General features: G+C 40.6%; 11 protein-coding genes. 5 read left to right on the top strand and 6 right to left on the bottom strand.

The window, feature by feature from the left end:
- Window positions 1–93 precede the first annotated feature (93 nt).
- From FMM05_RS12895 to FMM05_RS12875, 5 genes are all read left to right on the top strand, one after another.
- A complete protein-coding gene (locus FMM05_RS12895; protein WP_143373809.1) occupies window positions 94–1248 on the top strand; it encodes a DUF3095 domain-containing protein in 1155 nt (384 codons plus the stop codon).
- A 476-nt stretch (window positions 1249–1724) separates the two neighbouring features.
- Window positions 1725–2198 carry a hypothetical protein gene (locus FMM05_RS12890; protein ID WP_143373808.1) on the top strand — a complete coding sequence of 158 codons (474 nt, stop codon included), beginning with the start codon at window positions 1725–1727 and terminating at the stop codon, window positions 2196–2198.
- Window position 2199: 1 nt separating this feature from the next.
- Window positions 2200–2637: a hypothetical protein gene (locus FMM05_RS12885; protein WP_143373807.1), complete on the top strand. Its 438-nt coding sequence runs from the start codon at window positions 2200–2202 to the stop codon at window positions 2635–2637.
- 552 nt (window positions 2638–3189) lie between these two features.
- A complete protein-coding gene (locus FMM05_RS12880) occupies window positions 3190–3471 on the top strand; it encodes a hypothetical protein (RefSeq protein ID WP_143373806.1) in 282 nt (93 codons plus the stop codon).
- Window positions 3472–3501: 30 nt separating this feature from the next.
- Window positions 3502–3780 carry a hypothetical protein gene (locus FMM05_RS12875; RefSeq protein ID WP_143373805.1) on the top strand — a complete coding sequence of 93 codons (279 nt, stop codon included), beginning with the start codon at window positions 3502–3504 and terminating at the stop codon, window positions 3778–3780.
- A 155-nt stretch (window positions 3781–3935) separates the two neighbouring features.
- Here the strand turns inward: FMM05_RS12875 and FMM05_RS12870 are convergent, their stop codons facing one another.
- The 6 genes from FMM05_RS12870 to FMM05_RS12845 all read right to left on the bottom strand — a co-directional run bounded on the left by FMM05_RS12870 (window position 3936) and on the right by FMM05_RS12845 (window position 15853).
- Entirely contained in the window at window positions 3936–7229 is a 3294-nt protein-coding gene (locus tag FMM05_RS12870; protein WP_185965582.1) for a T9SS type A sorting domain-containing protein, read from the bottom strand.
- A 194-nt stretch (window positions 7230–7423) separates the two neighbouring features.
- Window positions 7424–10783: a T9SS type A sorting domain-containing protein gene (locus tag FMM05_RS12865; protein WP_143373803.1), complete on the bottom strand. Its 3360-nt coding sequence runs from the start codon at window positions 10781–10783 to the stop codon at window positions 7424–7426.
- A gap of 271 nt (window positions 10784–11054) precedes the next feature.
- Window positions 11055–13340, bottom strand: coding sequence for an aconitate hydratase (locus FMM05_RS12860; RefSeq protein WP_143373802.1), 2286 nt, complete (start codon window positions 13338–13340; stop codon window positions 11055–11057).
- 270 nt (window positions 13341–13610) lie between these two features.
- Window positions 13611–13991 (bottom strand): hypothetical protein, encoded by a 381-nt coding sequence (locus FMM05_RS12855; protein WP_143373801.1) that lies wholly within the window; start codon window positions 13989–13991, stop codon window positions 13611–13613.
- Between the two features lie 56 nt (window positions 13992–14047).
- Window positions 14048–14878, bottom strand: a complete 831-nt coding sequence (locus FMM05_RS12850) for a GIY-YIG nuclease family protein (RefSeq protein ID WP_143373800.1) — start codon at window positions 14876–14878, stop codon at window positions 14048–14050.
- A gap of 21 nt (window positions 14879–14899) precedes the next feature.
- Entirely contained in the window at window positions 14900–15853 is a 954-nt protein-coding gene (locus FMM05_RS12845; RefSeq protein WP_143373799.1) for an AAA family ATPase, read from the bottom strand.
- Window positions 15854–15942 lie beyond the last annotated feature (89 nt).

Here is a 15942-nt window from a genome sequence, read left to right as displayed (position 1 = left end):
ATTTTAAGATTTGAAGTTTGTAATTTTAATACACAATGCAAAGGCTATTAATTCACTACATTTATACAACGGCAAACGTAACGCAGCATAACGATGGACGACCAAAATAGCGAACAATTTTATACCAACCTGCCGCTGAGCAAAGTACCGCTGGGCGAAATGTTGGGCCGGATTAATTTATTTGCCAATGTGCCGCCCGACTGGCACGTTGTAATTACCGATATTATCGGCTCTACCCAGCAGGTAATGGGCGGTCGCCACCAGGACGTTAACCTTATTGCCACCGGCAGCATTGTTACCGTTTTAAACATTGCCTTTGGTATGCAGGTTACCGTTCCCTTCTTTTTTGGGGGCGACGGCGCTACATTTATCGTTCCGGCTACGCTTATCGATAAGGTTATGGATGCCCTTAGCCTGTACCGCATTAACACACAAACCAACTTTAACCTGCAACTGCGCACCGGCACCGTGCCTGTTAAGCAAATTTATAACGAGGGGCACGAAATTCACATTGCCAAGTTTAAACGTTCGCCGGCATTCTCCATCCCGGTGGTGCTGGGCAACGGACTCAACTATGCCGAAAAGATAATTAAAGGCGACGATTACTTGTTCTCTGCCACCCCGCCTAAGGAAGATAAGCTGGACCTTAGCGGTATGCAATGCCGGTGGGATATGATAGCCCCGCCCGAAAATAAGGAAGAAATTGTAACCCTGCTGGTAGTGGCGCAAAAAGGCATTCAGCAGTCGGTTGCCTTTAAAAAAGTGCTCGAAAAGATGGACGAGCTGTACGGTTCGCCCGAAAAGCGCCAGCCCATATCGGTAGCCAAGCTAAAGCTGAAAACTACCTTTAACCGCCTGGGTACCGAGATGCGTGCCAAAATAGGCCAGGTAAAGTGGATGCAGCTGCTGCGCAACTGGCTCACCTCATTTTACGGCTACATTTACTTTAGCACCAAAAAAGGCAAAACCTACTTGGAAAGCCTCGTAGAAATGAGCGATACGCTGGTAATAGACGGGAAGATAAACACCGTAATATCAGGGTCGGCAAAGCAGCGGGCAGCCTTGCAGCAACTGCTGGACGAAATGGAAACCGCCGGCGAAATACTGTACGGCCTGCACATAAGCGGCGCATCCATCATGTCGTGCTACGTGCGCAACCTCGAAGACGACCACATCCATTTTGTAGACGGCGCCGAAGGCGGCTACACCCAGGCCGCAAAAGTGCTAAAGGCCAAGTTGGCGAAGTGATTCAAAGCAAATAAATAATCCTGAATCAATCGAACTCCGCACCGTCATCGCTAGGATAACTAATATAGAAGTTTAAAGTAACTGATATGACCATAAATAAAGAAATGAGTATATTATTTATTTAAAATACATATACTAAAAAGTACAGTTAGTTGTTAAAAGCGTATATTTTGATTAATAGCATACACGAATATGTAGAATGTTTTTTAGGAACCAATAAATTAAAATCCACATAATCGCTCAGAATCATATTCTGACCAAGTGTTTTATTTGGAAAAGCAATAATGTATTTTAGCGATAAAATTAACCGTTTATAATGGTTTAACCTTTCGTTAGCCATATTTATGGTATAGATATTGTAAATTTATTATACGAATTATTTTGAATTCACGTTTTTTACGTAATATTACACAGTTATAAATCATTATTGTTCAAGTTTAAGGCTTAATAATTGTTTTAAATATTTGAAGTATACTATGCAAAACACATGCCCCCCTCACAACCAAAATCATAGCCATGGAGATATTTTCCATAAGATATCAAGCGATGTTGTTTCTTTCAATCACAAACCAAAAACCGACAACCAACAGGTTGACAAATTTTTAGATATCATTAATGATATTAGAAAGGATTTGAAAGAAAGGACAGATGCTATTGAAAACATTTATATTCAAATTGAAAACCTTACATGGCACGCTTATAGTGATTCTGAATTAGTTTCTTTGCGTGAATTAATTAAATTGTGTCACACTTCGGTTAAAGAAAACAATAATTTTATACAATCTATTAATGTACTAAGTAATAACGGTCTTCTACCTATTGAAATATCCAATTTTAGAGAAGCTATCGATGATTTTGCTGAACTGGTTGAAGATATTGATTCTACATACAATCGCCTTATTAATGACTCTGATTTTGTTCAAATTACAAAACACTTAGAAAAATTGTAAGATGAATATTTACTGCCTACCTGAGTTTGTCACTGAATTTGACAAGCTTATAAAAAACAACTCTTATAGTTTTATAGAAACCGAAATTATAAAAAGTTACTTCAACATCTCTTTTGAAGAAGCAAAAAAGGGACACGTATTGAACGCGTCTCAGCAAGCACCATTTATCAAAAGAAGATTAAAGGGCAGTGGAGGTGCAAGGCTATATCTAACCGCTATTTTAAAGGATGAAGATATATATCTTGCTTTTGTACACCCTAAATCAGGATCTGCGGGTTACGAAAACATTAATGATGGTAAAAAATCTCAGCTACAAAAAGATGTCTTAGACAGTATACTTACTAAGGACTTTTATAAAGTAAGTGTTAATGGAAAAAGTCTTTCCTTTACTCCTTTTAAAAATATTAAAGAAGAGGTAGAGACAGAGTTGGGTGAATAGATTTTACCTGTTAAAATACAAGTATGGTTTAGGAACGTTTTCTTTAATGAAAAAGATTTTCATTTATATATACAGAAACATTATTAAACAACAAACCCGCTTAGTGCGGGTTTGTTGTTTAATAATGCAATCATTTATAGAAAGGCAATAATATATTGTCCATTTATCATCTTAAAATATAATATATTATTTTTTCTTCTTAAGGGTTGTAGTTTTAATACTTGTTTTAGCTTTCATGCATTATACAGTAAGGTTCCGTCCATGTCACAACGCTTTGTTCCATTCCGAACATAGCGCGTCAAAGTGAAAGAATCTCTAAGAACAACACTAAAACAAAAAAATACCTGAATTAAAAAACCCGTATTTCCACCTGAGTTTTAACGGGGTGTTTGTTGTAGTTTAGCCCATGTAATACACTGATATGCAGGTTACTTATTTACTAAAGTAATGTATTGGCTGTAATATAGTGGAGCAGGAACCACTGTAATAAACGAGGCGGTTAACTTTTCTGAAAAGCCTTACGAGTAGGAAACAACTAAAAATTACAACCTTATGTCTAATCAAAATTCAGTTGACACATTAATCCCGGGCGGATGGACTACGTACCACAAACCCACTGCCGAAGACCTTACCGTATTTAACGAAGCTATGCACGGCTTTGTGGGTGTAAAATACACACCGCAGGAAGTTGCCACACAGCTTGTTAACGGAACCAACTACCGTTTTAAATGCAGCGCTACCATGCCGCCGTCTAACGCAATATGGGAAGCTATAGTGCTTATCCATAAGCCTATACACGGCAAGCCTGTTGTTTACGGTATAGAAAAGCTTTAAACCAATTACCAAAACTAAAAATTACAAATTATGTCAAATTCAGCAGAAACATTAGTAGCAGGCGGGTGGACAGCATACCACAAACTTACTCCGCAGGACCAAAAAGTGTTTGATGAAGCCATGAAAGGCTTTGTGGGCGCAACCTACAAACCGGGATCGGTTTCAACACAGGTGGTTGCCGGAACCAATTACCGATTTAAATGTGTAGCATCGGTACCTCCTGCCCTTGTGGTTTGGGAAGCTATTGTAGAGATCTTTCAGCCCCTTAACGGCGGCGCTCCCTATATTACCGGCATTAAGAACATATAGTAGCAAGCCATACTAACTACTATACACAAAAAAATCCGCCTGGGGGAATAACCCCCAGGCGGATTTTATAAAAGGTACTCCACTCTTTCGTTATATTTTCCACAAAAAAACTCCCCTGTTAATCAGGGGGAGTTTTTGCTTTAACTACAATTGTTTTAGTTTTTAATGAATTTGTAAGTGGCCTGTCCGCCGCCGCTTAGCTGTATAATATATACACCGTTAGCCCACGCCGCAACATTAACCACAGCGCCATCGTGCAATTGCTGAGCAGTTACATCTGCGGTATGAATCAGCCTTCCGTTAAGGTCATACACAGTAAGATTTACATCTTGTGTAGCCGAAGCATACTGTATAGCAAACTGTGTTTTTGCCGGGTTAGGGTACAGCGCAAGCCCTGCAAAGGCAACATCATTTACACCTGTTACGCCGTTAACGGTAAGCATTGCACTTGCCGAGCTTAACGAACTGGCACAATCGGTCAATACACAACGGTAAAGGTAGTGGTGCATAGCAGCGGTCACATTAGTTACAGTCAACACTGGCTGTGTAGCGTTAGCAATGTTGGTCCACGTGGTGCCGTTATTAGTGCTCACCTGCCATTGATAGGTAATGCCTACATTCTGTGTAACAACAGTAAAAGTTGCTGTTTCGCCTATGTTTAGGGTAACAGCATCAGGCTGATCGGTAAAGGCAAGGTCAAGGTACTGGTATTCAAAAGCACCAAGGTCTACAATACTGTTTTTAATACGTGGGTTACCGGCTGCATCAAGCGCAGGATTTAACTCCAACATCAAATTAATACCGGCATCTACCGCGGGCCCGCAGGCAGTAATATTATAGTTACCGTTTGCAGCATCTACAAATAGCGGGGCGGTATTTAGCTGCACGTTGTCAGATATTGTAAATATTGGGGTAAAGCCATCGGTAACAATGGAGTTAACAAGAGTATACATGGCGTTTGTAGCCTGCGATTCCGGATATACCTTAATAACCGGGTAGCCATTCGCGGGACTATCTATAATCGAATTCTTAACACTTATGGTACTGCCCTGCAAAGCAAAAAGGTTAGGCCCTGTGGCTGCCGTTGCCGTATTGTTTGCAAAGGTGCAATTTATAATATCTGTAACAGAGTGCGCCATGTTAATGGCGCCACCGCTATCTGCCACGTTATTGCTAAACTGTACGCTCTCTATAGTAATGTAAGAAGGATACCCGGGAACACCCTGAATATAAAAAGCCCCGCCGGAGTTTACAGCATTAGATACCAGGCCCCCATTACCATCAAATACTCCCCTGCTTAAATTTAGGGTTGCCCTGTCTATAAATATGGCGCCACCCAGCAAATTAGCAGTATTGTTATAAAAATTAAAACCATCTATACTTATGTTATAATCTCTTTCTATAGCTATAACGCCACCGGAACCAAAATTACTGATAGAATTGTTAGAAGCCTCTATGTTTGTTATAATCGTAGGCTCTAATACTGTGCCTACATCACCACTTTTATAAAAACACATACCGGCACCCGATGAAGCAGCTGTGTTGCCTGTTAATTTTATATTATCCATAATAACCCCTGCATCATAAACATATACGGCCCCACTGTAGTCGGCCGTGTTGTTTCTTATCCAAAGATTTTTTAAAGTTGGCCTCCCATCTCGAATAAATAATGCACCCCCGCTTCGCATCCAGCCACTTGGATCGGTTGCATGGCCATCTTCAATAATAAAACCGTTAAGCTCGGTATTTTCATCATGGTAGCGCGATGTTATTACATTATATACGTAATAATCATCTTCTATATACCCGCTTAGTATGGTAGGATGTACTTCCCATGTAAGATCTCTATCAGTAAGAGATGTAGCTCCGCTTATAAAACCACCATAAATTTTTTGGTTAGAATTTAACTTAAAAGTAGAATAATGTTCTTCATTAGTTATCCTGGGCTTATAAGTGCCTTCTGCAACCCAAACCTCGGGATTTGTAACTACACCCCCATTATCGCATCCGCATTTAAGGGCTTCTTCAACAGTAGTAAAAGCCGTAGTCCAGCTTGCACCATCGCGGACTGTATTTACTGAAGATGCATCTACATAAACGCGGTTATTTACCCAGCTATTCTGTAGTTCTATAGCACCCATATCCATCCCACTACCTACGGTGCGGGGGTTACCATTAAAATCAGTTGTTAGTGTGTTTAAGCTACTATTTGCAGTATTAAGATGCGTACTGCAGGAGGCTGGGGTAAAATTACCCGATCCCGGATCTACAAACTGCATTTCGGCTGCAATAAGATTATTATAGGTACCAATCCCAAAGCCGTAGGCACTTATACAATTATTATAGGTTAGGTTATTAGTTGTATTAGCCGTTATTTGGCCCAGAAAAACCGAGTTATTAAAGCTAACGGTACTACCCTCTAAATATATAAGGCTTGTTGGCTGTGCACCATTTATACTACTAAACGTAGCGTTTGTAATAACTGTAGTACTGCCTGTCAAAGCCAGGTCATCACCATCAGCCGGGGTATCGTTGCTGTTAAAAATACACTGAACAATCTCTGCATCAGGACAAGCATTAATACTCAATCCGCCACCATAGCCATAATCATCCGTGCCTGTATTATGGTCTACCAACACATCTTGTATATAAATAGTATCTACCTGGTAAAAATACCCGCCGCCGCCAACGGTGTATAAATCTTCAAATGAAACATCGTTTAGCGTAATCCTGCCTTTTTGATAATACAATGTCCCTTCATACATCATTATCCCGGCGCCGCCTGCAATAGCCTGGGGGATAGCTACTGTGGTACTGGTAAAAAGGTTATTATTTATTATATCAACATTATAAAGGCTTATGGTGCTTTGATAACCATATATACCTGCGCCACCTGCCATACCATCACCCATGGTATGATAGATGCTAACAGAATTATCTTTAACTGTAACGTTTCGTACTTCTATAACCGAACCAATTACCTGCATACCACCCCCACCGGATACAGTACCCGTTATTGTCCAGTCGGCACCTTCAATGGTAAACCCATCGAGCAGGTTTAAGGTACTCAGGGCATTGGTAACTTTAAGTATGGTTTTAGAGTGAACCGTTTCGCTTAGGTAACCGCTTAAAATAGTGGTTGTTCCGGTAACATCGGCACGTGCTGTAAGGGTAGATTCGGTACCGGCAAAACCGCCGTAAATTTTTACGCCATTCTTAAAAACAAATGATGCATTAGTATCAAGCGCAGCAGATGGTTTATACGTTCCCTGCTTTACCCAGATCTCGTCGCCGCTTTGGGCATTTTGCAATGCGGTAGAAAGGCTGCCGTATGCAGTGGCCCACGAGGTTCCGTTACCTGAACCGTCCGGCGTTACATAAATAATGGCGCTGTAACAGGGCGCCAGGATAAACAGTGCAAAAGTTAGTAGTAGGTAATTTTTTTTCATAGATAAAGGTGTTTTTGTAATTTGATATTGATAATTTAAAACGACTGCCATTCGTTTTATCACATTCAAACTCATATAACAGTTTTGTAATAAAAAACCCTACTATTATTGTGAATTTTATACATATTACACAAAAACCACCAAAAAAAACCCTTGCCGTACGGCAAGGGAGTTTTGCTTTAACTATAGTTATCTTAGTTTTTTACAAATTTGTATGTGGCCTGTCCGCCGCCGGTAAGCTGTATAATATATACGCCGTTAGCCCATGCCACTACATTAACCACAGCGCCATCGTGCAATTGCTGCGCGCTCACATCTGCTGTATGAATCAGCCTTCCGTTAAGGTCATACACAGTAAGGTTCACATCGGTAGTTGCTGCTGCATACTGTAAAGCGAACTGGCTATTAGCCGGGTTAGGGTATAGCGTAAGCCCTGCAAAAGCAACATCATCTAAACCTGTAACACCATTAACATTAAGCATTGCATTTGCCGAGTTTAACGAGCTGGCGCAATCGGCCAAAACGCAACGGTACAGGTAATGGTGCATAGCTGCAGTAACATTGGTTACGGTTAGCACTGGCTGTGTAGCGTTTGCAATGTTGGTCCACGTAGTGCCGTTATTAGTGCTTACCTGCCATTGGTAGGTAATGCCTACATTCTCTGTAACAACCGTAAACGTTGCTGTTTCGCCTATGTTTAAGGTAACAGCATCAGGCTGATCTGTAAAGGCAAGATCAAGGTACTGGTATTCAAAAGCACCAAGGTCTACAATGCTGTTTTTAATACGGGTTTCTTCACCGGCATCGTGTTGCGGGTTAAGCGTAATCAATGCATTAACACCCATATCTACAGCAGGGCCACAGCCAATAAGGCGGTAATCGCCGTTAGCAGCATCTACAAATTCCGGATCGGTATTTAATTGCAGGTTGCCACCGTTGGTAAACACGGTTGGCAAGCTGCCTGTTAGTAAAGAGTGCTCTATAGTAATACCGGGATTTGCAGTAGTTTGGGCAGGCCATCCCATCATATCATTTCCGGTGCCATTTACAATTATACTATTCTTTACAGAAAATGCGCCGGGAGTTATACCCGATACAAATGCCACATTACCATTCGTACTGGCTACATTGCCCACAAAAGTACAGTTAACACAGCTTAAATGATTATTGGCCGATGATATAGCCCCACCATTTGACCCTGTATTACCCGAAAATAATACACTTTCAAAACTTGTTGTGTTTGGTGTACCGGTGTTATCAGCAAAAACTGCACCTCCGGTACTGCCATCGGCAAGGCTATTATTTTTGAATACACCACCTGCCATTGTTACAGTACCCTGACTAAGATAGGCGCCGCCGCCGTAATACATTGCGGTATTGTTCTCTATCTTAAAATCTTCTATAGTGATATTTGCATTGATCTCAGTTTTTAACCCACCACCTGCAAAATCAGCCGTGTTATTACTTATCTCAAGATGTTTTAAAACTGACTGCGGAATTACGCTTCCCGATAATGTCCAGTAAGCTATACCGCCACCCATACCATCTAAAGAGGTATTACCAGTAACTTTTAAATTATCGGCGTGCAGAGCACTATACTGAACAAATATACCACCGCCATCCTGGCGCGATGTATTATCCCTTACCCATACGTTATTTAGGGTAATTGCACCATCTCGTACCGATATACCCGGCCCACAGTTGTAATTTACCGGCCCCGGATCCTGAACTGCATAACCATCCTGAACTATAAAACCGTTAAGCTCTGTAGTAAAATCGGTATTGGCAGCTTCTACCACTACATAAACTTTACCCAACTCTGTAAGGCCACTCAAAATACTTTGATGTGTTGCAAAAGTAGTATCACGCTCAGTAAGGGTTGTGGCACCGTTTATAAGCCCACCATAAAGCTTTTGGTTCTTTTTAAGCAAAAAACTTTGGTATAGGTAGTTATCGGCATACATAGGATCTTCTGAATTTACAGGCACTTTAAGGTTGTAGGTACCCTCTGCCACCCAAACTTCTGCCGGGTGTGTGCTCACACTATTTACCACGCAGCCGCAGTTAAGCGCATCCTGAAGATCGGTAAATGCGGTAGCCCAACTTGTACCGTCCTGGGTACTATTGGTAGATGCCACATCTACATATACCCTGTTATCCCACTGGTTTTGCAGCTCTATAGCCCCCGGATCTATGGCGCTGCCCACAATACGTGGGTTTCCATTTAAGTCGGTTGTAATAGTGTTGTAACTGTTAGTACCGATATTTAGGTACGTACTGCACGATTTTGGAGTGTAATTACCCGAGTGTATGTTTACAAAGCCCATCTCGGCAATGGTCACGTTATTTTGGGTACCCTGGTCTATAAGATATTTGCTGATGCTCTTATTATGAACTATGGTGTTACCAGTTGGGCTATGCCTAAAACGCTCCAGAAATACACAATTGTTAAAGGTAAGGTTGCTAAAGCTAATGGAAACGCCCTCCGGAGCCGGGTCTACATTTATGGGATTGTTACGCCCAAAGGTGTTATTACTAACCGTTACTGTAGTATTAGCAAAATAAACTGCATGCCCGGAATTAGAAGAGCCGTCGCTCGTAGGGTTACAAAAATTATTATAGTATAAATTATTAATTAGCTTTACTTTGCTGTCGCTCATTAAATGCAAGCCTGCCCCTGTAATACTGTTGTTACTTATAAGGCGATTGTTTTTTACTGTAACAGCTTCTAAATGCACACTATCGGCCTGGCTTATAAATGCGCCACCGCCACCCAGTACTAAATAATTGGTATTGTTTATCCTGTTGTTATCTATAGTACCTTTTTTAAAGTTTATTTTTCCTTTCAATACAAAGATACCTGCGCCCGACCCCTGCGATCCGCCGTTGTTTACAATCGTTGTATAGCTCATGTTTAGGTTATTATCCTTTACGTGCACATTGCGGAGCTTGATATCGCTTTGGCGCGAATAAATACCTGCACCACCAATAAGCGAATCAGAATTTGCATAAGGTAATACATTAATTAACTCTATGGTATTATGGTTAATGTGCACATTTTTAAGCTCTATTTTAGATGCTATAACCTGCACACCGGCACCGCCGTTTTGTGCTGCCGTCATAACCCAGTGCGCATCGCGAATGGTAAACCCGTCGAGCAGATTTAGGTCGCTCAGGGAATTTTTTACTTTAAGTATGGTTTTAGAATGTACAGATGTACTAAGCAGCCCGCTTAAAAATGTGGTGGTGCCGCTTACATCGGCACGTGCTGTAAGAGTAGTTTCGATGCCTATGAAGCCGCCGTATACCTTAACCCCATTTTTGAATGTGAATGAGGCATTAGCATCAAGCCCTGTAGTGGGTTTGTATGTGCCCTGCTTCACCCAGATCTCGTCGCCACTCAGGGCATTTTGCAATGCGGTTGAAAGGCTGCCATAAGCATTTGCCCACGACGTTCCATTACCGGATCCGTCTGGCTTTACATAAATAATGGCGCTGTAACAAGGCGCCAGGATAAAGAATGTAAAAATGAGTAGTACATAGTTTTTTTTCATAGATAAAGGTGTATTATAATTGGATGATCGGTTAAATTAATTAGCGGTATAAAGCAATCTTAACACAATGCGGCAATTATTGCGATTTATCACTTTACGAATTCTATAACAATTCCATAACAAAAAACCCTACTACTATTGCAAAAATTTTATAAATTGTACAATTACTACCATTAAAATGAATTAAAAAAAAGCAGACACTACAAGGCATAAAAAAACTCCCCTGCCATAAGGCAAGGGAGTTTTAACACTATATAAAACTTAGAATATATTAAGCTTGTGCCTGTGCTGCCTCGGCGCCTGCCGCTGCAATAAGGTTAAGTGCGCTACCTGCTACAAACCAGCCAATCTGGCCTGCGTTGTAGCTGTGGTTAACCACGATAACGTCTTTTTCGCCACCATCGTGAATTACCTCGATAGTAAGCTGTTTGCCTGGGGCAAACTCTTTAAGGTCTACAAAGTTAAATACGTCGTTTTCCTGTATTTTATCGTAATCAGCCTCGTTATCAAAAGTAAGCGCAAGCATACCCTGTTTTTTAAGGTTGGTTTCGTGTATACGTGCAAACGATTTTACCAGTACAACCTTAACACCAAGGTGGCGTGGCTCCATGGCAGCATGCTCACGAGATGAACCTTCGCCGTAGTTATGGTCGCCCACAACAATACTTGGTACACCCGCAGCTTTGTAAGCACGGGCAGTAGCAGGTACTGCATCATACTCGCCTGTAAGCTGGTTTTTAACGTTGTTTGTCTTCATGTTATAAGCGTTTACAGCACCTATAAGCATGTTGTTAGATATATTATCTAAGTGGCCACGGAAACGTAACCAAGGGCCCGCCATAGAAATATGGTCGGTAGTACATTTACCAAATGCTTTAATAAGCAATTTAGCACCCAATATATTTTCGCCATTCCACGGAGTAAACGGAGCAAGAAGCTCTAAACGCTCAGATGTTGGGCTAACAATGATCTCTACTTTAGATCCATCAGCAGCCGGTGCCTGGAAACCAGGATCTTCTGCATCAAAACCTTTAGGAGGCAGCTCATTACCTGTTGGCTCATCAAGCATTACTTCTTCGCCATCTTCGTTAATAAGCTTATCTGTAATAGGGTTAAAACCAAGGTCGCCCGCAATTGCCAGAGCCGTTACAAGTTCCGGAGAACCTACAAATGCAAGGGTGTTAGGGTTACCATCGGCACGCTTAGAGAAGTTACGGTTAAAAGAGTGTACAATAGTGTTACGCTCTTCTTTCTCGGCACCTTCCCTGTCCCACATACCAATACATGGCCCGCAGGCATTAGCAAATACGGTAGCGCCAATTTTATCGAAGGTATCAATAAAACCATCACGCTCTATAGTATAACGCACAACTTCCGATCCCGGAGTGATAGTGAATTGCGATTTTGTTTTTAGGTTTTTCTCTGCCACCTGTTTAGCAAGCGATGCAGAACGTGCAATATCTTCGTAAGAAGAGTTGGTACAAGAACCTATCAAACCTACCTGGATGTTTAAAGGCCAGTTGTTTTTCTCGGCTTCTTCCCTCATTTTAGAAATAGGCGTAGCTAAATCCGGAGTGAAAGGGCCGTTAAGGTGTGGCTCAAGTTCGCTTAGGTTAATTTCTATAACCTGGTCAAAATACTGCTCAGGGTTAGCATAAACCTCGTCATCACCTGTAAGGTAAGGAGCAACAGCATCGGCAGCATCAGCCACATCAGCACGGTTTGTTGCACGAAGGTAACGGCTCATAGAATCGTCATAACCAAAAGTAGATGTTGTAGCACCAACCTCTGCACCCATGTTACAAATAGTACCTTTACCTGTACAAGACATGGCTGTAGCGCCTTCTCCAAAATATTCTACCACAGCGCCTGTACCACCTTTTACGGTAAGGATACCTGCAACTTTAAGGATAACATCTTTAGGGGCTGTCCACCCGCTAAGCTTACCGGTAAGTTTTACACCAATAAGTTTAGGGAATTTAAGTTCCCATGCCATACCGCTCATTACGTCTACCGCATCGGCACCACCTACACCAATGGCAAGCATACCAAGGCCTCCGGCGTTAACAGTGTGAGAGTCGGTACCAATCATCATACCACCCGGAAATGCATAGTTCTCTAAAACTACCTGGTGGATGATACCTGCACCCGGTTTCCAGAACCCGATGCCGTATTTATTTGAAATAGAAGAAAGGAAATCAAAAACCTCATTGCTTTGCTCTTTAGCACGCTTTAAATCGGTTTTTGCATCTACTTTTGCCTGTATAAGGTGATCGCAGTGTACTGTTGTAGGCACGGCAACCTTAGGTTTACCGGCGTGCATAAATTGTAAAAGAGCCATCTGGGCGGTTGCATCCTGGCAGGCTACCCTGTCCGGAGCAAAGTCAACATAATCTTTTCCTCGTGTAAATGCCTGTGTAGGATTACCCTCCCACATGTGTGAATATAGGATTTTCTCGGTAAGTGTAAGCGGACGGCCAACCAGTTCGCGTGCCTTGTCTACGCGCTCGGCCAGGTTCTCATACACCTTTTTGATCATTTCAATATCAAAAGCCATAGTAAGTATATTAATGTTCGTTTGTAAAAAGTCTGTAAATTTACTTAAACTTATTCCAATTTAAAAATTTTTAGCTATTCTTTAATTTCACAGAATTATTATTTGGAAACATTCTATTTTACTGCATTTATTTTAATAAAATTAAGAATCAGGCCCCTTTGGTTACATATTGAATAATTATTTTAAGAAATTTTAACAATTCGAAAACAAACTGCTTAAATTTATAAACATACTACAGAATGTATAATCGTAAAAATGCTATATATACAGCTAAACCGATGTAGTTTGGCGCTTATTTTCCGGAAAATTTTGTTTGCCGTGATAAAACACAAGCAACCCTGCAAGCAGCAATCCTATACCAAACAACCCACCGCCAAATAGTATAAATTTTACCATATTAGGATTGATGCTTCCGCCTTTTATAACATCAGATAATACAGCAAATAACATATAGGTACTAAATAATCCCAGCAACAGGCCAGTAACAAGCCCCACTATTTTATGGTTGTAGAATAATTCTATCAACAATACCAGCACTACAGCAAGTGCAATGTAATTGATGGTACCGGTGCCCATGTAATTTTCCAAAAACCAAAATACACCTAAACCAATAAAGTAGACCAACGGGATAAGTCTGAATATTTTTTTCATAATAGTAAGGTTGATTTGTAAGTATACTAACGCATAATTGTTGTTTTAGTATTAGTTTACAATGCTTTAAAATTCATGCTATTGGCAATTTCAACACATTCTGCTCTTAGAGTCGAAAGCTCTAAAAGTTTCAAAGGGTTTTTATCAATGTTAAGTAACGGTTTATATTTTCTGATATAATTTCCTTCAAAAAAATTTAAATCACCTTCAATTAATATCCAATCTAATTCAATATTTTCAACGATCCACTTTATAATTTCTTGTTCATCTTTGGCACTAAATTTAAAATTCTTCTTATTTATTTTATTTAGCAATGATCCTTGTTCAGGTCTATATCCTAATACAGCCCCAAGACTTCTAAAGAAAGTACCATGCCCTTTAGCAAAAAGCTCTTGATTTAATCGTCTTTTTAAATTTTTTGCTAACCCAATATAAATAATATCATGTCCTCTGTCGATTAAATGGCTACAAAATATTTCAGGTAAAAGTGATGGCTCTTTTATTTTTAAACAATATATACCCGGTAATGCTGGAATGGCATTAATTTGAGTAATACCTTTGAACTTTAAGGGCAAAATTGAATCATCCTTAATTTGAAATTTAGAAAAAGAATCCTTTTTTGCTGTTTTATACTTAGAATCAGACTCTTGTTTATTTATAAATGTAACTTTTGAATCTGATTTTGGAATAATCCAATTTCTTCCATTTTGAAAGGCGTGAGGAATTTTATTCTTTCGAAGAAGTTCTCTCAATGGTTTACCTAGCCTATCAACGCTATCTCTTAATATACCCGCCTTAGCTAATATTGCATTAGCTGTAACAGCATCAATTTGAATCAGATTATTAACCCTCAAATAATCGTCTATATATTCTATAATCTTTTCCATACTACAAACAAAAAAAGCTGTTTAAAACAGCTTTTTAATTATCATTTCTTCGGTAATCCCTTCGGCATCTGCCTTGTAATTTTTTATGATACGGTGGCGCAGTATGCCTGTTGCCACAGCCTGTACGTCCTCTATATCCGGACTGTACTTGCCTTTTAGCGCAGCATTAGCCTTAGCCGCCAGTATAAGGTTTTGCGATGCCCTTGGCCCTGCACCCCAATCAAGGTATGATTTTACATAATCGTTACTAAGTGCATTGCCCGGCCTTGTTTTGTTTACCAGCGTTACGGCATACTCTATAACATTATCAGCCACGGGTATACGACGTATAAGGTGCTGAAATTCTATAATTTCCTGCGCGGTAAACAGTGGGTTAACGGTTACGGAAGCATCAGCCGTTGTGTTTTTAACCACCTGTACTTCTTCCTCAAACGTAGGGTAATCCAGCTTGATGGCAAACATAAAACGGTCTAACTGGGCTTCAGGTAACGGGTAGGTTCCCTCCTGCTCTATGGGGTTTTGCGTAGCCAGTACAAAGTACGGCAACTCCAGCTTGTGGTGGTGCCCCGCAATGGTTACGGCTTTTTCCTGCATGGCCTCCAGTAGTGCCGCCTGGGTTTTAGGCGGGGTACGGTTAATCTCGTCGGCAAGGATAATGTTAGAAAAAATAGGCCCTTTTAAAAATTTAAACTGCCTGTTCTCATCTAATATCTCGCTACCCAATATGTCAGATGGCATAAGGTCGGGCGTAAACTGTATACGCTTAAAATTAAGCCCCAGCGCCTGAGAGATGGTATTTACCAACAATGTTTTTGCCAGTCCCGGTACACCCACTAAAAGCGCATGCCCACCTGAAAATATACTTAACACCACCTGGTTTACTACCTCATCCTGCCCTACTATTATTTTTGCTATCTCCTTTTTTAAAGCGGCCTGTTTTTGTACTAAATTTTGTATAGCTGCTACGTCTGACATAGTTTTGATCTTTGATTTTAAAATTAAAGCTAAGGAAATCCTTAGCTTCAAACTTATAAATTATTTTGTTGTTTACCTAAAGTTTAGGC

Source organism: Flavobacterium zepuense (assembly GCF_007097145.1).
Taxonomy (GTDB): domain Bacteria; phylum Bacteroidota; class Bacteroidia; order Flavobacteriales; family Flavobacteriaceae; genus Flavobacterium; species Flavobacterium zepuense.
This window is presented reverse-complemented; position numbering and strand designations above follow the sequence as displayed.